This window comes from Bifidobacterium sp. B4079 (genome assembly GCF_026537385.1).
Taxonomy (GTDB): domain Bacteria; phylum Actinomycetota; class Actinomycetes; order Actinomycetales; family Bifidobacteriaceae; genus Bombiscardovia; species Bombiscardovia asteroides_I.
The window spans coordinates 199,872-220,673 of the sequence record NZ_JAFNMH010000001.1; the positions used below are offsets into that span (position 1 = coordinate 199,872).

Genomic DNA, 20,802 nt, shown 5'->3' on the forward strand with positions numbered 1-20,802 from the left:
GGGGCCTGCGCACCGGATAATGGTGCGCAGGCCCCTGTCTCTGTTATATTCGGCCTTTCCATATGATCGTCGGCTCTGGACTCGGTAAGCAATGAATATGCCTTGGTCGAACAGCATCGAGCTGCCTGCATGTATCTCAGCCAGGCATTCAGGCTCCGGCGAAGAGGCGGGTGGCCTGGGCCTCAGTGTCCGCGTAGAGCGCCGAGGCCTGGGTCAGGGCTGCCTGGATTCCTTCAAGCGCCTGCTCCATCTGGGCCTGCGAGGCGCGCCACTGCTGGGCCACCGTGGCGAATTGGCTGGCTGCCGAGCCCTGCCAGACGCTTTGGAGATTGTCCAGATTGGTGTACATTCCCGCCACGGCATCTCTGATGGCCCCTATCGAGCCGCTGACTGCGCCGGAGGCTGTCTGTATCTGATCCGAATCAACTTGGAACCGTGTCATGGTTGTCCTTTCCGTGAATGGCGGTGATGGTGGGGGAGTCCGACGCCGTCAACCGCTACTGTGGACACTATGACAGTGTTCATGCAGTCGCCCCGCGCGCAGACCCATGTGGTCGAACGAGCTCCCCTCCACAAGGCGGGTCCGTTCAGTCTTCCGGCCGTGAAGCGGGTTCTGGCCCTCCTGCTCTTGATGGTTTTGACGGTCGGAATCCTTGGACCGACCAGGGCTTTTGCCGATGAACCTCAGACAGGGGCCGGGACCATGACCGACACGATCACCGATCCGCAGAATCTGCTGGGTTCTGATGTAGGCTCCGTCAAGGATGCAATCGAGGAGACTGCACAGCAAACTGGAGTATCGGTCCGACTGCTCTACCTGCCGCATTTCTATGCGGGCGTTAAGCCGGAGACATGGGCATCCCGAGTGCTCGAATCGATGAAGCCCGCCCACGACACCGTTATGCTGGCCGTGGCCTCTCAGGACGGCAAATTGGTCGTGGCGGTCTCCAGCAACTCGCAGGCCTGGCTCAGGGATCAATCCAGTGTGGATCAGCTCTCGCAGGCTGCTCTGGAGCCGGTCACCAAGGGCCGGAATCCTGACTGGGTAGGCTCGGCCAAGGCTATGATGACTCAGGTAGAGACCCTGAAGCAAAACCAACGGCATCACCGAATCATGATCGTCGCTCTTTCGGTGACGGCTGTGGTCCTGGTCATTCTGGTCGTGGCCGTGGCGATCTGGTGGCGTCGCAGCAGCCGAACTGGGGCTCATCATCGCAAGTCCGGCTCAGCGAAGAAAGGGCCAAAACCGGCAAAGACGGTCAGGGAACTTTCAGACAATACCCAGAATGAGGCGGCAAGCTGAAGCCATGAGCAAACCGACGCAAGCACAACTGGTCGTGGTTGACGACGAACCGTCCATCAGGGATCTGCTGGTGGCATCCCTGCACTTCGCGGGATTTGCTGTCGAGACCGCAGCATCCGGCTCCGAGGCCATTCAGGTCATTGAGCGCATCCAGCCAGATCTGATTGTCCTGGATGTCATGCTGCCTGACATCGATGGGTTCACGGTCACCTCACGCATCCGTCAGGAGGGAATCGATGCGCCGGTGCTCTTCCTGACCGCCAGGGATGACACTCAGGACAAGGTCATGGGGCTGACTGTGGGCGGCGACGATTACGTGACCAAGCCTTTTAGCCTGGAGGAGGTTGTGGCCAGGATCAAGGCCATACTGCGCAGGACCCGCGAGCACCAGGAGGACGATCCGATCATTCGCGTGGGCGATCTGGAGATCAACGAGGATTCCCACGACGTCACCAGGGCCGGCCGACCCATCGACCTGAGTCCGACCGAATACAAGCTGCTGCGCTACCTGATGGACAACGAGGGTCGTGTGCTCAGCAAGGCCCAGATCCTGGACCATGTCTGGCAGTACGACTGGGGCGGCGATGCGGCCATTGTTGAATCCTACATCTCCTACCTGCGCAAGAAGGTGGATGGCATCACCGTCAGTGACGGACACGGTGGTGAGCGCAAGGTCACCCCGCTGATCGAGACCAAGCGGGGCATCGGCTACATGATTCGGGCACCCAGGCAGAATGCATCGGATGGCGGCGATGGCGACTAGTCCCCAGGATCCGACCCTCAAGGCAGAACCATCGGCCGCTCCCGACCCGAGGGCGGCTGACAGGTCCAAGGTCTTCATGGGTTCGGGCTCCGGCAAGGCATCCGGCTCCAGCAAACCGAGGGGTCGCTCCATGCCTAGGTCGCCTCTGGCTGCCATCCCCCTAAGCACCAAACTTGTGGCCAGCATGCTCATCCTGCTCATCGTGGGCACGGTGGGCGTTTCTGTAGCCATCTGCCAGATGGCCGACGACTATCTGATGAAACGCACAGACTCGCAATTGATCCGCCAGGCCAACCTGGGCATTCGCAACGCCACCCTTCTCCGCCAGGAGGATCTGAGCAAGAACGGCCTGGGCCCAACCGATTACTTCCTGCAGATACGAGACAACGATCTGCACATCATTTCGGACGATCTGAATCCCATGCAGGTCAACGGGGTCATCTCCCGCCCACGGCTGCCAGCCGACGGCGGCATGGGCTCGATACCCATGGGCCAGCCGACCACGGTGCCGGCCTATGTGCGCGTCCCTCAGCAGGCCTCGCCCGACCGGGACACCATGAAGCGAGCGCGGGCCCCTTGGCGGGTGGTGGCCATGCAGTGGAAGCTGCATAACGAACTGGACGATTCTGAAATCAGCGGCGTGCTCTTCATCGGCCTGTCCATGAGTGACCAGGACGAAGCTGTGCATGATCTGACGGCTTTCTGCATGATCATCTCCGTCGTGGTGGTCCTTCTGGGCGGCGTCATCTCGGTCCTGCTGATCCAGTCCACCCTGGTTCCCCTCAAACGCATCGAGAAGACTGCTGCAAAAATAGCGGCTGGCGACCTTTCCCAACGCATTCCCAGCTTCCCGGAGAATACCGAGGTGGGTTCCCTGGCAGCATCCCTGAATGCCATGCTGACGCGAATCGAGCATTCCTTCGACGAGCAGCGCCAGACCACTGAGAAGATGAAACAGTTCGTTTCAGATGCCAGCCATGAGCTGCGCACCCCACTGGCCGCCATCCACGGCTACGCAGAGCTTTACAGGATGCAGCGCGACTGTCCAGGGGCTTTGGAGCGGGCTGACAAGTCCATTCAGCACATCGAGGACTCTTCCACCAGGATGACGGTCCTGGTCACGGATCTGCTTTCGCTTGCCCGCCTGGATGAGGGCAGGGGAATCGACCCGACCCTGGCGGTCGATTTGACTGGACTGGTGCGAGACGGGGTGGACGACCTGCATGCACTGGACCCCGGCAGGCAAATGGCTACAGGAAAGGTATGCCTGCATACCGAGGATCAGCCAGCCCCCCAGGAGGCCCCGGTCGCAGCCAACAAGGGTCTGCCAGGCCTCAAAGGGCGCAGCAAGGAGAAAATCACCGTGGGCGGGCACCTGGGTCCATCTGTCAGCCTGGACATTCAGGAGGGCCCCTTGCCCCCGGTGCAGGTGACTGGCGATCCTAGTCGTCTGCGTCAGGTGATTACCAATATCGTGGGCAATATCCACCGCTACACCCCATCTGATTCGCCGGTTCGAGTGGGATTGGGCCTGGTCAAGGCGACCATCGCTCCAGCGGATCTGACAAGGTTGGAGGCCGCTGAATCCTCTCTGGGACGACTGACTGAGGCGATCCAGGTGGCAGAGAACAGCCATGTGGGCACCGACTATGCCGTCATTCGCGTGGTCGACCACGGGCCGGGCGTCCCGGAGGAATCCAGGTCCAGGCTCTTCGAGCGCTTCTATACTGCCGACCCATCCAGGGCTCGGGAGAAGGGCGGCACGGGGTTGGGTCTGGCCATTGTGCAATCCATTGTCAAGGCCCATCAGGGGTTCATCTGCGCCTCGCAGACCCCGGGGGGCGGCTTGACCTTCACCATCGTCATACCCCAGGGCGTCAGGCGGGATCAGGGGGGCGTTGAGGATCAGGCTAATCCTGCCGCCAACCGTCCCGTACGCCTATGACAAGATGGGTCGTCCTGACTGTCCAGGTCAGGTAGACTGATTTCGTATATACCTGTTCAAGAAGCAACGTAAGGAAGTGGCAGAGCATGCCCAGCGGGAGAGTACGGTGGTATGACGCCAAGCGGGGGTTCGGGTTCATCACGGATGAACAGGGTGGGGATGTCTTCCTGCCATCGTCAGCCCTGCCTGCTGGGGTATCCACCATACGCAAAGGATCCCGGGTGGAGTTCTCGGTGGCTGAGGGACGCAAGGGCCCCCAGGCCCTGGATCTGAAGCTGGTGGGGCCGACCCCCTCCATTCTGCGTGCCAAGCGACCTGATCCGGACGATATGGCTGCCATCGTGGAGGATCTGATCAAGCTGCTGGATTCGGCTGGCAATGGCCTGCGTCGGCACCACTATCCAGGTCGGGCCGAATCCGCCAAGCTGGCTACCCTCCTGAGGGCTGTGGCCGATGACTTTGACGTGCCGGACTGAGTGGACGGCGAGAAGAATCCGACGAGGATCGGTTGATCCGGTCCCACTGATGATGAAGGTGTGATAGATGGTTCAAGAGGACCTGGATCCTGAGGAACTGGCCAGGCGGGTAGCTCTAAGCGTGGCTGCCGACAGCGATGAGGTTGGTGGGCTGGTCGACCGCACCCTGATCGGGGATGGAGTCTGGGACTACCGGTTCGCCTCGGCTATCAAGGGCTACGAGGGCTGGCAGTGGTCGGTCACCCTTTACCGTGATGAGGATGCCGGTACGTGGACTGTGGATGAATCGTCTCTGGTGCCCACCGATGCGGCCCTGCAGCCCCCGGCTTGGGTTCCCTGGAAGGATCGCCTGCTGCCCTCGGATCTGAGCGTGACCGATGCCATGGGAACCGACCCCGACGACCCCAGACTGACGGCCGGCTACAAGCCTGCGCAGGCTAAGCCTCAGAATTCTGAAGTGCAGCAGACCCCAGAGGACAATGAAGAGGGTCAGAAAGCATCCGCCCCGGTTGATGCTGACGGTGCGGTCTTCCGCCTGGCAGACCGCTCAGGTGACGAAAAAGACGTTCGCGAGCAGGAACCGGATGGTCAGGTTTCCTTCGGTGCGCAGACATCTTCCGACGACCTGGACGAGGCCGTCGACCGCTTCGCTCTGACTCGTCGGCACTTGATGACCGTCGAAGCCAGGTCCGCCACTGCCAAGCGCTGGTACGAGGGGCAGCACGGTCCCAAGTCCCTGTCGACCCGAACGGCCAAGGGCAAGGCCTGCGAGACCTGCGGCTTCATGATTCCCCTGGCAGGTGATCTGGGGTCCATGTTCGGCGTCTGTGCCAATCGCTGGAGCCCGGACGATGGGCGTGTGGTCTCCCTGGATCATGGCTGCGGGGAGCATTCCGAGATCGAGCCCCAGGAGGAGTCCCATCTCTGGGTCCAGTCCCAGCCGGCCTATGACGATCTTCATATTGATGTGGTCAGGCAGAAGCCTCGCGAGGAGCGCCCTGAGGTGGAGCTCATGGAGCAGATGCAGTCGGAAGACGGCTCAGAGGACTGATTCCAAGGCCTCGTTGCGTTCAGAGCGCAATCCCCGGTGGGCCGAGAATAAACGTCACCGTAAATCTGTAGAGTGAATTACGGATCAAAGGGAAGGACAAGTATGTTCGAACGGTTTACCGACCGTGCGCGGCGGGTGATTGTGCTGGCGCAGGAAGAGGCCCGCACTCTGCAGCACAATTACATCGGCACCGAGCACCTCCTCCTGGGCCTGATCAGGGAAGGTGACGGTGTCGCCGCCAAGGCCCTGGCCTCCAAGGGCGTGGAACTGGATGCCACCCGCAAACAGGTAGAGGAGATGATCGGTAAGGGCAATGCGGTTCCCAATGGGCACATCCCATTTACGCCGCACGCCCGTCAGGTCCTGGAGCTGTCGTTGCGTGAGGCGCTTCAGCTGGGACACTCTTACATTGGCACTGAGCACATTCTGCTAGGACTCATCCGCGAGGGTGAAGGTGTCGGCACCCAGGTGCTGATCAAGATGGGCGTGGACCTGGGCGATCTGCGGACCGCCACTATTGACATGATTCGCGGCAGCCACGAGGGGGGCGATGCCGGCAAGGGCGATCTGGCCAACGCCGGTGGCGTTTCCAACAAGAGCGGACAGACCGGTTCAGCCATCCTGGACCAGTTCGGCAGGAACCTGACCCAGGAAGCCGCTGAAGGCAAGCTGGACCCGGTCATCGGCCGAGCCAATGAGATTGAGCGGGTCATGGTCGTTCTGTCCAGGAGGACCAAGAACAACCCTGTGCTGATTGGAGAGCCCGGTGTAGGTAAGACCGCCGTGGTCGAGGGTCTGGCGCAGAAGATCCACGAAGGCGATGTGCCCGAGACCCTCAAGGGCAAGCAGGTCTACTCGCTGGATCTGGGCTCCATGGTGGCCGGTTCACGCTACCGGGGCGACTTCGAGGAGCGCCTGAAGAAGGTGCTCAAGGAGATCAAGACCCGTGGCGACATCATTCTCTTCATTGATGAGATCCATACCATCGTCGGCGCAGGTTCGGCTGACGGTGCTCTGGGAGCCTCTGACATGCTCAAGCCTCTGCTGGCCCGCGGCGAACTGCAGACCATCGGAGCAACCACTACCGACGAGTATCGCAAGTACATCGAAAAGGATGCAGCCCTGGAGCGGCGTTTCCAGCCGATCCAGGTTTCTGAGCCCACTATCGCCCAGACCATCGAGATCCTCAAGGGCCTGCGCGGCCGCTATGAGCATCATCACCACGTCACTATCACTGACAAGGCTCTGCAGTCGGCGGCCGAGCTCTCTGCGCGCTATATTCAGGACAGGAACCTACCTGACAAGGCTATCGACCTGATCGATGAGGCCGGCGCTCGTCTGCGCATCAAGCGGCTGACTGCACCGCCGGAGCTCAAGGAGCTGGACGCCAAGGTGGATCGTATCTCCGCTCAGAAGGACCAGGCCATCAAGGACCAAGACTTCGAGAAGGCCGCTCAGCTGCGCGACAGCCAGGAGAAGCTGGAGGCCGAGCGCAAGGAGAAGGAGCAGGCCTGGCACGAGGGCGAGTCCGACGTCAAGATGGTTGTCGACGAGGATGTAATCGCCGAGGTGGTCTCCTCGACCACCGGCATCCCGGTCTTCAAGCTGACTCAGGCCGAGTCCAAGAAGCTCCTGGGTATGGAGAAGGAGCTGCACAAGCGGATTATCGGCCAGGATGAGGCTGTCTCCGCCCTGTCCCGCTCCATCCGTCGCACCCGAGTGGGTCTCAAGGATCCCAAGCGTCCCGCAGGTTCCTTCATCTTCGCTGGCCCCACCGGCGTGGGCAAGACCGAGCTGGCCAAGGCACTGGCCCAGTTCCTCTTTGATGATGAGGATGCCCTGATCCGGGTGGATATGTCCGAGTTCTCGGAGAAGTACTCCACTTCTCGTCTCTTCGGCGCACCTCCAGGGTACGTGGGATACGAAGAGGGCGGTGAGCTGACTGAGAAGGTCAGGCGCAAGCCGTTCTCCGTGGTCCTTTTCGATGAGATCGAAAAGGCTCATCCGGACATCTTCAACACCCTTCTGCAGGTGCTGGACGACGGTCATCTGACTGATGGACAGGGTCGTATGGTGGACTTCAAGAACACCATCATTATCCTGACCACCAACCTGGGAACCCGCGACATCGCCAAGGCGGCCAACACCGGCTTCAACGTGAGCGGCAACACCGAGACCTCCTATCAGCGGATGAAGGACCAGGTGACCAGCGAGCTCAAGCAGCAGTTCAGGCCCGAGTTCCTGAACCGCCTGGATGACATCATCGTCTTCCAGCAGCTGACTGAACCCCAGGTTCGTCAGATCGTTGATCTGGACATCACCCAGCTCAACGATCGTCTCTTCGAGCGTCACATGTCCCTGGACCTGACCGACAAGGCCAAGGACCTGTTGGCCGAAAAGGGCTTCGATCCGCTTCTGGGTGCCCGGCCTCTGCGCCGCGTCATCCAGCGGGACATTGAGGATGCCGTCTCCGAGAAGATCCTCATGGGTGAGCTTACAGACAATGAGTCCGTTCAGGTTGACGCCGAAGGCGAGGGCATCCTGGGCGAGTTCACCTTCACCGGCAAGCCCTTTGAGGGACCCAGGCATGCGGCCAGCTCCGCTGATGGACAGGACCAGAAGCCCGAACTAGTTGGAGCTTCGGTCGGTTCTTCCGAGGCTGATGTTCCGCCAGTAGGCGAGGCTGACGGCCAGAGCCAGGATGGCCAGGGTCCTGAGCAGTCTGGCCAGAGTTCGCCTGCTGGTGACTGAGATACATGGTTAATGCCTGACGCGGCTGACTGAAGTGGGGCTGGAGCACTTGGATAGTGCTCCAGCCCCACTTATTTGATGCTGCCGAGGATCGGTGCTGATCTCTGCAATATCGTTCTTGAAGCATCGCTTGAAATATATAGTGTCTGTTGGCAGAGTGAGCTCCGCATTCGCCTTGCCTTACGAGTCCGTCGAAGGGCTCGATCGTTTTCTTATATCAGCTTCGAGGCAGCGATGAAGTTGACAGCGACTGACCCCAGCGTTCCCAGGTCAGCCTTCCATTCACAACGGCTCGTTTGCTTAAGTAGTCGAGGACTCAGATGGTTGCGGGATGGAGCACTTAAGCCAGGCATGGACTAAGTGCTTGACGCGGCCCTGACTCTCAGAACAGGGGATGCAGCAGCAGGGCCAGAAGGTAGAGGGACATAAGAGCGATGAACAGGATGTCCATCCTGCCCAGTCGCAGCAATCGGTAGTGGGTGCGTTCTTGACGGCTGCCCTCATAGCACCGGGCGTCCAATGCCCGGCTCAGGTTATCAGCGTGGCGCAGGGCTCCGGCGAAGACGGGGACTGTGATGGCTATGGCTGCATGCAGGCGTTGAGAGAGCGAGCCGGACTCGATGGATCCGCCGCGGGCGGCCTGGGCCTCAACGATGGCCTGAACTTCACGTCCCAAGGTGGGGATGAAACGCAGGGCCAATGAAAGGACCAGAGCAATCTCATTGGTGTGTATGCCCAGCTTTGACAGTGGGCTCAGCAGGGATTCACAGGCATCGGTCATCTGCGTCGGCGTGGTGGTCTCCACTAGGAGCGCTCCCAGAAAGATAATCAGCATAAAGCGGCAGGCATAGAGTACGGCCACCCAGATGCCGCCAGTGGTCAGCACGAATGGGCCCCAGGCAGCCAATTTCCGGCCGGTTTGCGTGACCAAAAGATTGAACAGAGCCAGCAGAAGCATGAGGGCCAGAAAGCCTTTGACCGAGTTCATGATGGAACGCAGTGGGGCCCGGGCGGCGGCAAAGAGACCCACAGTGACCACCAGCGCCAGAACAAGCTGCCTTGGCGTGGAGATAGCGAAGGCGGTGAACATGGCTAGGAGGAAGGTTGACAGCTTGGCTCGCGGGTCAAGTCTTGCCAGCAAGGACAGGGGTTTCTGGTCGGTCTGAGTGCGATTGGTTTCCTTCTCCGCTGCTTCTGTTGCCAGCAGTTGATGATAGCGCTTCACGACTTCAGCAGCAGGCCCATAGGCCAGTGTTTCTCCATGCTCCAGGAGCAGGGTCTGGTCGGCCAGGCCCAGGGTCTCACGATCGGCGTGCGTGCTCATGACGATGGTGACACCGCGCCGATGGAGCACTCGAAGCAGTGTCATGATGCGTGCGCAGGCCTGGGGGTCGAGACTGGCAGTGGCCTCGTCCAAAACCAGCAGTTGCGGGCTGCAGGCCACGACTCCGGCGATGGCCACCAGGCGCCGCTGGCCCCCCGAGAGGTCGAAGGGGGAGCGGTCGGCCAGATCACTGATGCCCAGGAGCTTCATGGCTTCATCCACCCGATGCTGCACCTGTTCGGGCCCGTAGCCCAGGTTGTGTGGACCATAGGCGATGTCCTGGGCAACAGAATCCGCAAAAAGCTGATGTTCGGGGTATTGCATGACATAGCCGACTCGTTGGCGCAGCAGCTTCAGATTCTGGCGCCGCAGATGCCTGGCCTTGGGCCGGTCGGGTCCGGCCAGGGGCAGGCCGGCCACCTGGATGGACCCGCTGTCGGGAGTGGCCAGGGCGCAGATGAGCCTGGCCAGTGTGGACTTGCCGGATCCGTTGCGCCCGATGATGGCCAGGGTCTGTCCTGCCGCCAACTCCAGACTCACATGGCTGAGCGCTTGGTCGTCGGCATCGGGAAAGCTGTAGGAGACGCCCGAGAGTTTGACCATAGTATCAGCCTGATCGCCGACCATAGATTTCGTATCCGCATGTATCGTCGCGCTCTGGCTTGATGTATTCCGATCCGGTTCGCTGCCTGCCTGCTGGGCATCTTCGCGGGCAAGGACAGGCAGGTTTTGTCCTTCCAGGATCCGGACCGGGTTTCCTGAAGCCAGGATGTGCCCATGGTCAAGCACGAGGACCCGATCAGCATGCCTGGCCTGCTCGAGCAGGTGGGTGATGTGGACGACAGCTGTGCCCTGGGCCGTCAGCCGACGCAGAATTGATTGGATCTCCTGTCGACCGGCCGCGTCGAGCATGGCGCCAGGTTCGTCCAGCACCATCATGCCTGGATTCATGGCCAGGCTGCCGGCCAGGGCCAGTCGTTGCTGCTGCCCGCCAGACATGCGGATGGGATTATCATTCATCCGCGTCTGCAGATCTACCTGCTTCAGGGCCGCTGGGACGCAGGAAAGCATCTTTTGGCGGGGCATGCCCAGATTTTCGGGTCCAAAAGCCACATCGTCCTGGGCAACGGTGGTTACGATCTGGTCTTCGGGGTTCTGAAAGACCATGCCGATGCTCCGCCGTGCCTGTCGGTAGGCCTCAGTATCGATCTGTCGGCCCTGACCCGGCGTATCGGAGCAGACGGATCGGCCCATAAGCTCGACCTGGCCGTGGTCAGGTGCCGTCGCACCCGAGAGGATGCTTCCCAGTGTGGATTTGCCGGAACCATTTGCTCCCAGGATGCACAGATGTTCGCCTGCACGCACTTCCATGGACAGGTGGTCCAAGGCCCAGGTCCGGCCTCCGTCATAGGAGAAAGAGACCTGGCTGAGCCGGGCGACGGTCGCCTTCGAATCCGCTGAATCCGGGACTGGGGATTGGTCCATGGATGCCGCCATGACGTTCCGAACCGCCGTGGTCTACTTGTTGATCAGTGTGGAGATGGGCTTGTAGAGCAGGAAGGTGACCACGCCGTGGATGGCGAACTTCATCAGGTTGAAGGGCAGGAGGATCGGCACGATCATGGCGACCACCTTGGCCATGGACATGTGTGCGTAGAAGGGTGTGATTACCACGTTGCACAGGATGGCTGCGATCACACCCAGAATAGCGCCGGAGACGATCCCGATGACCGCTCCCTTACGGCTGTGCAACCTGCGGTAGATCAAGGCTGCCGGCACGCTCAGGGCCAGGGCCACGATCATCGAGATCAGAGCGCCGAAGGGGTTGGTGAACAGGTGAGGAACGAATCCCAGGATGGAGATGATGGCGGCAGCCGCTGGTCCGAAGGCGAAGCCACACACCAGGACGACGATGCCCGAGGGGTCGTATTTGAGCCAGGGGGCCGCAGGAAAGATCGGGAAGGAGAAGAAGCTCAGAACCATGGCCAGGGCTACGAAGAGCGCGTAGACTGCGATCCGCTTGGTAGACCAGCGTCCTGAACCGCCCGCTCCTGTGGAGTGGATATCATTGAACCGCGTGTCCTTGTTTGCAACGGTGTGTGTATGAGAATTGGGCATGCTCATAGAGGGCCTCGTTTCTTCCATCCGGACTGTAACCGTTGGCTTCGGACTTCGACCGATATCCACCGCTTGCACGGGTCGCGGGCTCCCGGTATTCAGCCGGATACCGCCAGTAAGGACTTTCACCTTCCCTGAAACTGATGATTTCAATATAGCTGTGCTCTTTGGAATGGTCAATTCCCTCTCGCCGCTGGTGCATTTCCAGACAAGCCAAGAAAGAAATAAAACCGCAGTCCATGCAGCTATTGCAGCCTGCACAACGAATATGAAGCTGTCGATAGTTCACGATGCTGCGAGGTCGCTGGAGCATGATAAGGATGGGCGACCATCTGCAGCTTGTGGGAAAAGGAACAAGGCGATAATGACCCAGATACAAAGTTGCGGGGCAGTGTCAGAATGAGGAGCATGGGAAAGACCTTGAATAAGGCGGCCATGGTCGTCGTAACTTATAAGCGTCAGGAATTACTGGCAGGCCTGTTCGACTCAATTATCCAACTCACCCAGGCCCCATGGCGGATTGTGGTGGTGGATAACGAGAATTCGGCAGAAACGCGAACCATGGTTGAGCAGTTCTCTGAACGTGTGACAGGACGTTGGGGCAGGACCATCATCGACGGCTCCGGCAATCAGGATCGTGTAGTTTATCTGCCGCAGGACCACAATGGCGGCGGCGCGGGAGGCTTCTCCGCCGGTGTAAGGAAGGCGTACGAGCTTGGCGCCAAATGGTTTTGGGTCATGGATGATGACGTTGCCGTGGAACCTGAAGGACTCGACCTGCTGGCTAAATGGACCGATCGTTATCAGGTTGTGCAGGGTTCCCGCTTGGATTACGACGGCGGCCCCTTCTATTGGCAGTATCATTTTCTGACTGCCTTGGGCATTCCGGATCCGATCGCCCCAGGGGATTTTGGACCATCAGGATGTCGGCCTATGAACACCATGTGTTTTGAAGGCGGATTCTTCTCCCGGCAGGTTGTAGAGCAAATTGGTCTGCCTGATCCGCGATTCTTCATCTACTGGGATGACACTATTTACGGATACCTGGCTTCCAAGGTCACGCAGCCGGTGGTGGTTTCCGACGTGGTCATGCGTCGGACTCGCAACATCGCCAATTGGAACATCGCCGGAGTGCGCCAGCTTAATTCCACGTCGGATATGAACCGTTACCACATCATGCGGAACAGGGGTTTCATGGCTAGGTATTTCATGGTTCATGGAGATTATCGGCCTCTGCCCTTTGCTCTAGGGACGCTGGCTACAGCTTTCAAGGAAATCATCCGCCTTCTGGCTGTTGATCGCAGCCACATCATGACCGGTATTCCTGCCATCCTGAAGGGATGGATGGATTCGCGCCAGATACTGCATGATCCCGACTGGAGGCCCATGGAATCCCTCAAGAGCCAACCAACCGGGGAAATACAACGCGACTGAATAGCTCTGACTGCTACTTTTCTTGACTTCCTGCCTGGAAGTACTCCATGGAGCCGACCGGGCCCGCCAGGCGGAATCCGTCATGCCCATAAATCACCTTGGTGACTGCCGTGTTGTCCATGCCGGGAATGGGGCAGTGGTCGTCGATGGCCACCAGGAACTGTTGCAGGCACATGCCCGAGGAGACCACCAGGACAGGTCCGCCGCCCTCTTCGATTGCGGACTGGGCGATGCGCGTCAGCACCGCGATCATTCTGCTGCGGACCTGGGCCGTGGCCTCAGCTCGATCCTGTTCCTCCAGTCCTGCAGACAGGACGTCCTGGGCATCCAGCCGGTGGAAGGTGTCCTGCATATGGACGGAGATGTTCCTGCCGTAGGCCGCCTTGGCCGTAGCGAAGTCCTTGAAACCCATGGCGGCGCAGACCTGGTCCAGAGTGGTACGCTCGTCCCGACCCTCGAAACTGCCGAAATTATCCTCGCGCAGGTCAGGGTCAACGCCCACGCGCAGGTCCCCATTGCCGGATATGTCGAGGGCCAGACGGGCCGTTTCATATTGTCTGCTCAGATTGCCGCTCCAGGCTGCCCGGAAACGAATGGGCCGCAGACCCCGACCGAACTGGCGCACATCCTCGCGGCCTTGCCTGGTCAGGGGGAAATCGGACCAGCCCTGCATCAGGTGCATGACATTGGCCGTTGTTCTGCCGTGTCGGGTCAGGTAAAGGGTGGTCGAACCTGCTTCAGTGCTCGGTTCAGTGGCTGACTGTGATGATGCTCCATTGTCCATAGGTCATCACCCTACACGGCCCCCTTGCCTGATCACGGGGTACAGCCATGGTCAGGACCTGATAAAGCGGCCTTTGTCGCCCCAGGTCCATGTGCCGCCTCCGGCTCCGATCTGAAAGTTCATTTTGGCTATGCCCAGATCAACGGCGGAACCATAGGCGACCGAGGGGTCCAATGTGGCGATCGCATCGCCTGAGCCCTTGTCCCAAGCGAATAGCACTGGCTGCCCATTCATGGCTGAAGGAGCCTTGGCGGCGGCAGCCACGCCGGCCTTGAACCATTCCGGAGCATCTTGGCGATCCTGCGCGCTCATGGATGAAGTCAGCTCCTCGTAGCTCTTGGAGGTTCGATGCTCGCTCTGACGTCGGCAAAGCTTGTCGAAGTCCTGGTTGCCGTAGCCGACCTGGTCGGCCGGATAGCCGATGGTGACCACTAGATAGAGCGACTGGCCGGGGGTGATCCGGCAGTGGCGCTCGGCCGCCTGGCGGTCCCAGCTGCCCGACACCCATCCTGTCCCCAGTCCGTATAAGGTGGCGGCAAGAACTATGCGCTCGCCATAAAAGCCGGCTTTTTCCAGGCTCTTCTGATCATCTTTGGGTCCGACTAGGGCAAGGTAGTTGGCCACATTGGCCAGGTGGCCGGAAGCGTTGTCGGCCGCGAAGGCGTCGGGTTTGCCCAGAACCAGCTGCATGTCCAGGCCGCTCAGCATGTTCAGAGCGTTCAGAGTGCTGCCCAGCTGCCTGGCTAGTTCGGGATCGATGGGCTTGGGATCGTATTCTCTGGTGGTGATTCGCACGTTGACTGCGTCAATAAGCTGTGTATGTTCGGTCATAACCTCATTATTCCACCCAATTCTTTTCACTGCATGTAGTTGCACAAGGCCGGCGGAATGGTCTGCGCTTGGTCCGGCTTGTGCCGCTGCCGAGGGTTGCAGAGACATGGCTTGGGGTACAATCGCTACCGTGCCGGTTCGGACCCTCATCTTTGATCAGCTAAGGAGCAGCAATGATTGAAACAGCGCAGGCTTTTGGAGTGGATATTGGTGGATCCGGCATCAAGGCTGCCCCTGTTGACCTGACGATCGGCGATTTTGCAGAGCCGCGCAAGAAAATTCTGACCCCGGAGCACTCGACGCCGGAGGCTGTAGGAGTCGTGGTCAAAGAGCTCCTGGACCGCTTCGAAGTTTCCTCGGACGTACCTGTGGGCATCGCTTTTCCGGCACCTGTTAAGCCTGACAAGCCGCTTGATTTCATGGCCAACCTGGATCAAGCCTGGGTGGGAACCAATGTTCAGGAGGTCCTTTCCAAGGCCTGCGGCAGGCCCGTCAGCGTTGTCAACGACGCAGATGCGGCCGGCCTTGCCGAGGTACAGTACGGGGCGGCCAAGGGACAGAGGGGTCTGGTCATCGCCACTACGCTGGGTACCGGCATCGGCACGGCTCTGATCTACAACGGTGTTCTGATCCCCAACAGCGAGTTGGGCCACCTGACGCTGGACGGCAAGGACGCAGAGAAGTACGCGGCCTCTTCGGTGCGCGACCGCAAGAAGCTGAGCTATAAGAAGTGGGCCAACCGTCTGACCAAATACTACCGACTGCTTGAGCACTACTTCAATCCCGATTTCTTCGTCGTCGGCGGCGGTGTCAGTCGGATGAGCGAGAAGTTCCTGCCTCACATTGACATCAAGACTCCCATCGTGGCTGCCAAGCTGCGCAATCAGGCTGGCATTGTCGGCGCCGCCTATCTGGCTGACCTTCGGCAAAAGCGTCTGGGGTGAAGCAGGGCTTTTCTGCGACCAACCTGTTTGGGGCGTTCCGGCCACTGCTGGATCGCATGAGGAGCTGAAGAATCGTGCATTTTTCTCACCGTACAGGGTCTGACCGCCCCAATCGCATTGCTCTGGCCGAGTCAGGAGCACGCTCCCAAGGGCTCAAGCTGGGCAGGCTGAATGATTCCAACCCCACCCGCTTCGGACTGGCCCCGTCGTTCCTGCCCCAAGTCTATGAGGCCGAACCGAGAGGACCTCGTGTGGCCCGCCAGGCCCTGGCTGAGTTTCTGACCAGGCGTCAGGAAGCGAATCAGAGCGTGGACGGTGCGGCGGTCGATCCTGATGACCTCTACCTGCTCTCCTCGACATCCCAGGCTTATTCCTGGCTGATGAAGCTTCTCTGCGATCCGGGTGATGCCATTCTGGAGCCCAGGCCTGGATATCCCCTGATCGAATCCATCGCCGGTCTGGAATGTGTCCGGACAATTCCATACCGCCTGGCCTACGACGGATCATGGGTCCTTGACCTGGCCACGGTCAGACAGGCTCTGGAAGGACCTGAGAGCGATTGTATCCGCGCTTTGGTCCTTATCAACCCCAACAATCCCACGGGTTCCTACATTCATCCGGAAGAACGCCGGTCGCTGCTGGAACTCTGCCAGCGGCAGGGGGTGGCCATCATAGCGGATGAGGTCTTCTTCGATTACCCTCTGGACCCCTTGCCGGGTCGTGCCCGGCTGGCTGGTGAGGATCGGGTGCTGACCTTCGCCTTGGACGGATTCTCGAAGAGCCTGGCAGCTCCCCATGCCAAGGTGGGCTGGATCCAGGTTTCCGGGCCGGCCGACCAGGTTGCCGAGGCCAAGCGCCATCTTGATCTGATTGCGGATGATTACCTGCCCATGAGTCTTCTGATCACCAGGGATATGGAGGCCATGCTCTCGGATATTTCTGGCCAGACCAGCCGAGTGGGTGAACGTGTCAGGGGCAACCTCGAAATCCTGAGACAGACACTGGTTCTAAAGGAGTCCTGCCTCTCTCTGCTCAGGCCTGAGGCTGGCTGGAACGTTCTTCTTCGCTTCCCTCAGGTCATCGACGAGGAGGAGCTGATCCTTCGCTTGATCGGGTCCTACGGGCTGACTGGCCAGCCTGGATACTTTTTCGACATGCCAGGGAATGGGTATCTGGCCCTGTCGCTCCTGCCTGAAGTCTCGGAATTCCAGCGGAATGCTGACTCAGTCGTGTCAGCGATTGAAAAAATACTGTGACTGTGGCCCGTTTGCTGGCTGGTTTGCTCCGATAATAAGTTCTAAGTGACCATTCATCATGGAAGGGGGAGATTGGTTAGGCTCAATGATGAGCTACTGACTGCAGGGTTGCACAGGAAGGAAAGACGATAATGGGGAACGGAAATAAGGGTCAGAGGAGAAATCCAGCTGAGGGGGTTGGCGCTCGAGTCGGGGAAGACATCAAGGCCATGGCCTCCGCAGATGAGACCGGAGGCGCCGCAGCGGACCGGGGCATTGACGCGAGCCTGGCTCCGGACACGGGCAGAAGGCTCAACAATGCGGAGAAGGTCCGCTTTGCCATTGGCTTCGTCCTGGTATCCCTGCTCTGGGCTGCGCCCTTTACCATGGGATCCGGGGTCCTCCTGCCGCAGATTTTCAATTCCCTGCATGGGGTCAGCGCTGAAGCGGCTCTGGGGACAATGAATTCGATCGGCTGCGTGTTCGCCTTAGTGGCCAACGTTGTTTTCGGTGCTCTCTCAGACATGTCGAGGTTCCGAGTCGGCAAGCGCACCCCTTGGATCGTGTTGGGCGGAATTATCGGCGCCCTTGGTTTTCTGCTGGTTATCCAGTCCCATACACTCGCCATGATCATCCTCGGCTGGTGCATTGTGCAGGTGGGCATCAACTGCCTGATAGCCCCGGCCGTGGCAGTCCTTTCAGACAGGATTCCTGAGTCGACCAGGGGAACCTATTCGGCACTCTATGGCGCCAGCCAGGTCATCGGCCAGCAGCTGGGAACCATCATCGGCAGCTCCTTCATAGCCAGCATCCATACAGGCCTTGTAGTCGCCATGATCATCTTCCTCTTCTCTGGTATCCTCACTGTGTTGATCTGGCCCCGGGAGAAGTCGGCTGCCAACACGGTCGTGGAACGAACCTGGGCAGATGTCGGCCGGTCCTTCATACCGCCCACCAAAAATTGCCGCGACTTCTACCTGGCGCTTCTGGGCAGGTTCACTTTCGTCGTCGGATGCTTCATGATCCAGGGCTACCAGCTCTACATACTGCAAAAGTACTGTCACCTGAGCGATGCCCAGGCCGCATCCACACTCAAGATCATGGCCCTGATCTCGGTGGTGACCACCATCCTGGCTTCCGTGGTTTCGGGCCCGCTTTCGGACTTTCTACACAGGAGAAAGGTGATTGTAGCCACTAGCTGTCTGATTCTCGCTATCGGCATACTCTTCCCATTCCTGATGCCAACTGCAACGGGTATGTACATTTATGCCGCCCTGGCTGGAATCGGTAATGGCTGCTACATGTCAGTCGATCAGGCGCTGAACGTCGATGTGCTGCCGAACGCCAAGGAGGCAGGCAAGGATCTGGGCATCCTCAACCTGGCCAATACGATCGGTCAGGTGATCGCTCCCGGGTGCACCACGCTGGTCATTGGACTCTTCGACGGCTACAGGATGATCTTCCCGGTCGCCATCGCCTGCCTGCTGGTGGGAACCGTATTCATCATGATGATTCGCAAGGTCAAGTGAGTCTGAAAACCTGTAATCCGGACCTGTGCTGAGCAGCGGCCCGGCCGATCAAACCCGAAAGGAAAAAAGACATGACAGAAGAATCGCGTACCAAAGCCAAGGATTTGGAACTGCAAGAGGAGGCCTCGCTGACCTCGGGATCCGACTCCTGGCACCTGCAGGGACTGACCGACAAGGGCTATGAAGGCTATATGATCACCGACGGTCCCTATGGCCTGCGCAAGGCCACTGGCTCCGACGTCTACGGATCGGTCCCGGCCACCTGCTTCCCCCCGACAGCGGGACTGGCCTCCTCCTGGAACCCTGATCTGACCTACCAGGTGGGCCAGGCCATGGGCGAGGAGTGCGTCCAGGAGAAGGTGGCCGTAATCCTGGGACCCGGTATCAATATCAAGCGCAGCCCGCTGGGCGGTCGTAATTTCGAGTTTTACTCGGAGGATCCTGTGCTGGCCGGGCATGAAGCCGCAGGTTTGGTCGAAGGGGTCCAGTCCAAGGGGGTGGGAACCTCTCTGAAGCACTTTGCAGCCAACAACCAGGAAACAGACCGGCTCAGGGTCAGCTCTGACGTGGACATGCGCACCCTGCGCGAGATCTATCTGTCGGCCTTCGAATATGTGGTCAGGAATGCCAAGCCATGGACCATCATGTGCGCCTACAACAAGCTCAACGGGGTCTTCAGCTCAGAGAACCGCTGGCTGCTGACGGACGTTCTGCGCGGTGAGTGGGGCTACCAGGGCATGGTCATGTCCGACTGGGGTGCCGTCCACAACAGGGTCAATGCCTTGCAGGCCGGGCTCAACCTGGAGATGCCGCCTTCCCGCACTGACGACCAGGTAGTCCAGGCCGTACAGGTTGGCAAGCTGGACAAGGAACAGCTGGACCGCATGGCCCAGGGGGTCCTGGACCTGATCGAAAAGGCCCGTCCGGCCATGTCCCGACAGGATTATCGCTACGACGTCCAGGAACACAACAACATGGCTCGTCGAGCGGCCCAGGAGTCCATCGTCCTCTTGCGCAACGAGGACCGGATCCTGCCCCTTGACCCGAAGGAGAAGATCGCCGTCATCGGTGAGTTCGCCCGGACTCCGCGCTACCAGGGCGGAGGCTCCTCGCACATCACACCCACCGAGGTCTCCTCGGTCCTGGGTGGCTTCAAAGAGGCTGGCATAAATGTGGACTTTGCTCCCGGGTTCACGTTGGACGAGAAGGAACAGGATCCTGCTCTGACCCAGCAGGCGCTTGAGGTAGCGCGCGGAGCCGACACCGTGGTGCTCTTCCTGGGATTGCCTGAATACGCCGAGTCCGAGGGCTTCGACCGCACCAGTATGGATCTTCCCGACAAGCAAGTGGCTCTGCTCAGGGCCGTGTCCGAGGTCAACGACCGGGTGGTTGCCGTCCTTTCCAACGGAGCAGTGGTGACGGTTGCCGATTGGATGGACAATACCAAGGGTCTGCTGGAAACCTGGTTGCTGGGCCAGGAGGGCGGACGCGCCGTGGTGGATGTGCTGACCGGTGCCGCTAACCCCTCGGGTCATCTGCCTGAAACCATTCCGGTCCGGCTGGAGGACAACCCCACCATTACCTCCTTCCCTGGCGAGGAGGGTCACTCCCGCTATGGCGAGGGCGTCTACGTGGGGTACCGCTACTACGATACTTTCCAGCGACCGGTGGCCTTCCCCTTCGGATTCGGGCTGTCCTATGCCGACTTTGCACTGGAACGGATTGCGGTGACCAAGACCGGAGCCAACTCGGCTCGGGTGGAGGTGACCGTGACCAACACCTCGCAGGCGGATGGCGCTCAGACCGTGCAGGTCTATGTGGCCCCCTGCTCCAGCCGGGTGAATCGGCCCAGCCATGAGCTCAAGGCCTTCACCAAGGTCTTCCTGAAAGCCGGACAGTCCAGCCGAGTGAGCATGGACCTGACTGAGCGCGACTTCGCCTACTGGTCAACGGTCATGGATGGCTGGCATGTGGAGGCGGGCACTTACCGCATCCAAGTGGGCACCTCCAGTCGCGATCTGGTTGCGGAGCAGGACCTGCAGGTGGATGGCGACGGCCGCTTTATTCCGTTGAATGCTGAATCGACCATGGCGGAGTGGCGCGAGAATTCGATCGGCGGGCCCATCCTGCGCGATCGTATCGAGCAGGATGGCATACCTCTGCCCGACGATCCCAATACGGCCCAGCTCTTTGACACCATGCCCCTGGCCTCGGTGATCACCCTGTCGGGCGGTGATGGCAATGGCATCGTGGCCGACATGGTCGACCGGTATCACCAGGCCCTCAAGCAGCAGGGTCTGGACTCCTGATACCG

The 20,802-nt window shown here is 59.9% G+C and carries 15 protein-coding genes, 1 pseudogene and 1 riboswitch; of the genes and pseudogenes, 11 read left to right on the top strand and 5 right to left on the bottom strand.

Going from position 1 to position 20,802, the window contains the following annotated elements:
• Positions 1-148: 148 nt before the first annotated feature.
• Positions 149-442 carry a WXG100 family type VII secretion target gene (locus J3T95_RS00885; protein ID WP_015022106.1) on the bottom strand — a complete coding sequence of 98 codons (294 nt, stop codon included), beginning with the start codon at positions 440-442 and terminating at the stop codon, positions 149-151.
• A gap of 69 nt (positions 443-511) precedes the next feature.
• Between J3T95_RS00885 and J3T95_RS00890 the strand changes: the two genes are divergently transcribed.
• The 6 genes and pseudogenes from J3T95_RS00890 (at position 512) to J3T95_RS00915 (ending at position 8,289) form a co-directional block, all read left to right on the top strand.
• On the top strand, positions 512-1,303 hold the full coding sequence (locus J3T95_RS00890) for a TPM domain-containing protein (protein WP_267450075.1): 792 nt from the start codon (positions 512-514) through the stop codon (positions 1,301-1,303).
• A 4-nt stretch (positions 1,304-1,307) separates the two neighbouring features.
• Entirely contained in the window at positions 1,308-2,066 is a 759-nt protein-coding gene (locus J3T95_RS00895; protein WP_198177501.1) for a response regulator transcription factor, read from the top strand.
• Positions 2,056-4,011, top strand: coding sequence for a sensor histidine kinase (locus tag J3T95_RS09140; RefSeq protein ID WP_324123896.1), 1,956 nt, complete (start codon positions 2,056-2,058; stop codon positions 4,009-4,011). The genes J3T95_RS00895 and J3T95_RS09140 overlap by 11 nt, the downstream gene beginning before the upstream one ends.
• Before the next feature lie 86 nt (positions 4,012-4,097).
• The gene (locus J3T95_RS00905; RefSeq protein ID WP_015022102.1) at positions 4,098-4,487 is read left to right on the top strand and encodes a cold-shock protein; all 390 of its coding nucleotides are present in this window, start codon (positions 4,098-4,100) and stop codon (positions 4,485-4,487) included.
• A 67-nt stretch (positions 4,488-4,554) separates the two neighbouring features.
• Positions 4,555-5,508 (top strand): annotated as a pseudogene (locus J3T95_RS00910) (DUF3027 domain-containing protein); the annotation flags it as partial.
• A gap of 132 nt (positions 5,509-5,640) precedes the next feature.
• Positions 5,641-8,289 (top strand): ATP-dependent Clp protease ATP-binding subunit, encoded by a 2,649-nt coding sequence (locus J3T95_RS00915; RefSeq protein ID WP_220236050.1) that lies wholly within the window; start codon positions 5,641-5,643, stop codon positions 8,287-8,289.
• Between the two features lie 382 nt (positions 8,290-8,671).
• On the opposite strand, the gene J3T95_RS00920 is transcribed toward J3T95_RS00915, so the two are convergent.
• Entirely contained in the window at positions 8,672-11,098 is a 2,427-nt protein-coding gene (locus J3T95_RS00920; protein ID WP_267450077.1) for an energy-coupling factor transporter ATPase, read from the bottom strand.
• A gap of 33 nt (positions 11,099-11,131) precedes the next feature.
• The gene (locus tag J3T95_RS00925; RefSeq protein WP_267450078.1) at positions 11,132-11,737 is read right to left on the bottom strand and encodes an ECF transporter S component; all 606 of its coding nucleotides are present in this window, start codon (positions 11,735-11,737) and stop codon (positions 11,132-11,134) included.
• 5 nt (positions 11,738-11,742) lie between these two features.
• Positions 11,743-11,877: riboswitch (FMN riboswitch) on the bottom strand.
• A gap of 253 nt (positions 11,878-12,130) precedes the next feature.
• On the opposite strand from J3T95_RS00925, the gene J3T95_RS00930 reads away from it, so the two are divergent.
• The gene (locus J3T95_RS00930; RefSeq protein ID WP_267450079.1) at positions 12,131-13,165 is read left to right on the top strand and encodes a glycosyltransferase; all 1,035 of its coding nucleotides are present in this window, start codon (positions 12,131-12,133) and stop codon (positions 13,163-13,165) included.
• Between the two features lie 13 nt (positions 13,166-13,178).
• Here J3T95_RS00930 and J3T95_RS00935 read toward each other — a convergent pair whose 3' ends face one another.
• Both J3T95_RS00935 and J3T95_RS00940 read right to left on the bottom strand, forming a co-directional pair.
• On the bottom strand, positions 13,179-13,949 hold the full coding sequence (locus J3T95_RS00935) for a histidine phosphatase family protein (RefSeq protein ID WP_267450080.1): 771 nt from the start codon (positions 13,947-13,949) through the stop codon (positions 13,179-13,181).
• A gap of 51 nt (positions 13,950-14,000) precedes the next feature.
• Positions 14,001-14,780 carry a nitroreductase family protein gene (locus J3T95_RS00940; RefSeq protein WP_267450081.1) on the bottom strand — a complete coding sequence of 260 codons (780 nt, stop codon included), beginning with the start codon at positions 14,778-14,780 and terminating at the stop codon, positions 14,001-14,003.
• 173 nt (positions 14,781-14,953) lie between these two features.
• Between J3T95_RS00940 and ppgK the strand changes: the two genes are divergently transcribed.
• The 4 genes from ppgK (at position 14,954) to J3T95_RS00960 (ending at position 20,797) form a co-directional block, all read left to right on the top strand.
• Positions 14,954-15,724, top strand: a complete 771-nt coding sequence (gene ppgK, locus J3T95_RS00945) for a polyphosphate--glucose phosphotransferase (protein WP_220236045.1) — start codon at positions 14,954-14,956, stop codon at positions 15,722-15,724.
• Between the two features lie 74 nt (positions 15,725-15,798).
• On the top strand, positions 15,799-16,980 hold the full coding sequence (locus J3T95_RS00950; protein WP_267450082.1) for a pyridoxal phosphate-dependent aminotransferase: 1,182 nt from the start codon (positions 15,799-15,801) through the stop codon (positions 16,978-16,980).
• 131 nt (positions 16,981-17,111) lie between these two features.
• Positions 17,112-18,488, top strand: coding sequence for an MFS transporter (locus J3T95_RS00955; RefSeq protein ID WP_258561456.1), 1,377 nt, complete (start codon positions 17,112-17,114; stop codon positions 18,486-18,488).
• Positions 18,489-18,559: 71 nt separating this feature from the next.
• The gene (locus J3T95_RS00960; protein ID WP_267450083.1) at positions 18,560-20,797 is read left to right on the top strand and encodes a glycoside hydrolase family 3 C-terminal domain-containing protein; all 2,238 of its coding nucleotides are present in this window, start codon (positions 18,560-18,562) and stop codon (positions 20,795-20,797) included.
• The last annotated feature ends 5 nt before the right edge of the window (positions 20,798-20,802 follow it).

Coding starts and splice junctions, on each gene's coding strand:
- J3T95_RS00890 (WP_267450075.1), top strand. CDS start 512: ATGACAGTGTTCATGCAGTCGCCCCGCGCGCAGACCCATGTGGTCGAA.
- J3T95_RS00940 (WP_267450081.1), bottom strand. CDS start 14,780: ATGACCGAACATACACAGCTTATTGACGCAGTCAACGTGCGAATCACC.
- J3T95_RS00930 (WP_267450079.1), top strand. CDS start 12,131: ATGAGGAGCATGGGAAAGACCTTGAATAAGGCGGCCATGGTCGTCGTA.
- J3T95_RS09140 (WP_324123896.1), top strand. CDS start 2,056: ATGGCGACTAGTCCCCAGGATCCGACCCTCAAGGCAGAACCATCGGCC.
- ppgK (WP_220236045.1), top strand. CDS start 14,954: ATGATTGAAACAGCGCAGGCTTTTGGAGTGGATATTGGTGGATCCGGC.
- J3T95_RS00885 (WP_015022106.1), bottom strand. CDS start 442: ATGACACGGTTCCAAGTTGATTCGGATCAGATACAGACAGCCTCCGGC.
- J3T95_RS00915 (WP_220236050.1), top strand. CDS start 5,641: ATGTTCGAACGGTTTACCGACCGTGCGCGGCGGGTGATTGTGCTGGCG.
- J3T95_RS00960 (WP_267450083.1), top strand. CDS start 18,560: ATGACAGAAGAATCGCGTACCAAAGCCAAGGATTTGGAACTGCAAGAG.
- J3T95_RS00895 (WP_198177501.1), top strand. CDS start 1,308: ATGAGCAAACCGACGCAAGCACAACTGGTCGTGGTTGACGACGAACCG.
- J3T95_RS00935 (WP_267450080.1), bottom strand. CDS start 13,949: ATGGACAATGGAGCATCATCACAGTCAGCCACTGAACCGAGCACTGAA.
- J3T95_RS00925 (WP_267450078.1), bottom strand. CDS start 11,737: ATGAGCATGCCCAATTCTCATACACACACCGTTGCAAACAAGGACACG.
- J3T95_RS00920 (WP_267450077.1), bottom strand. CDS start 11,098: ATGGACCAATCCCCAGTCCCGGATTCAGCGGATTCGAAGGCGACCGTC.
- J3T95_RS00955 (WP_258561456.1), top strand. CDS start 17,112: ATGGGGAACGGAAATAAGGGTCAGAGGAGAAATCCAGCTGAGGGGGTT.
- J3T95_RS00905 (WP_015022102.1), top strand. CDS start 4,098: ATGCCCAGCGGGAGAGTACGGTGGTATGACGCCAAGCGGGGGTTCGGG.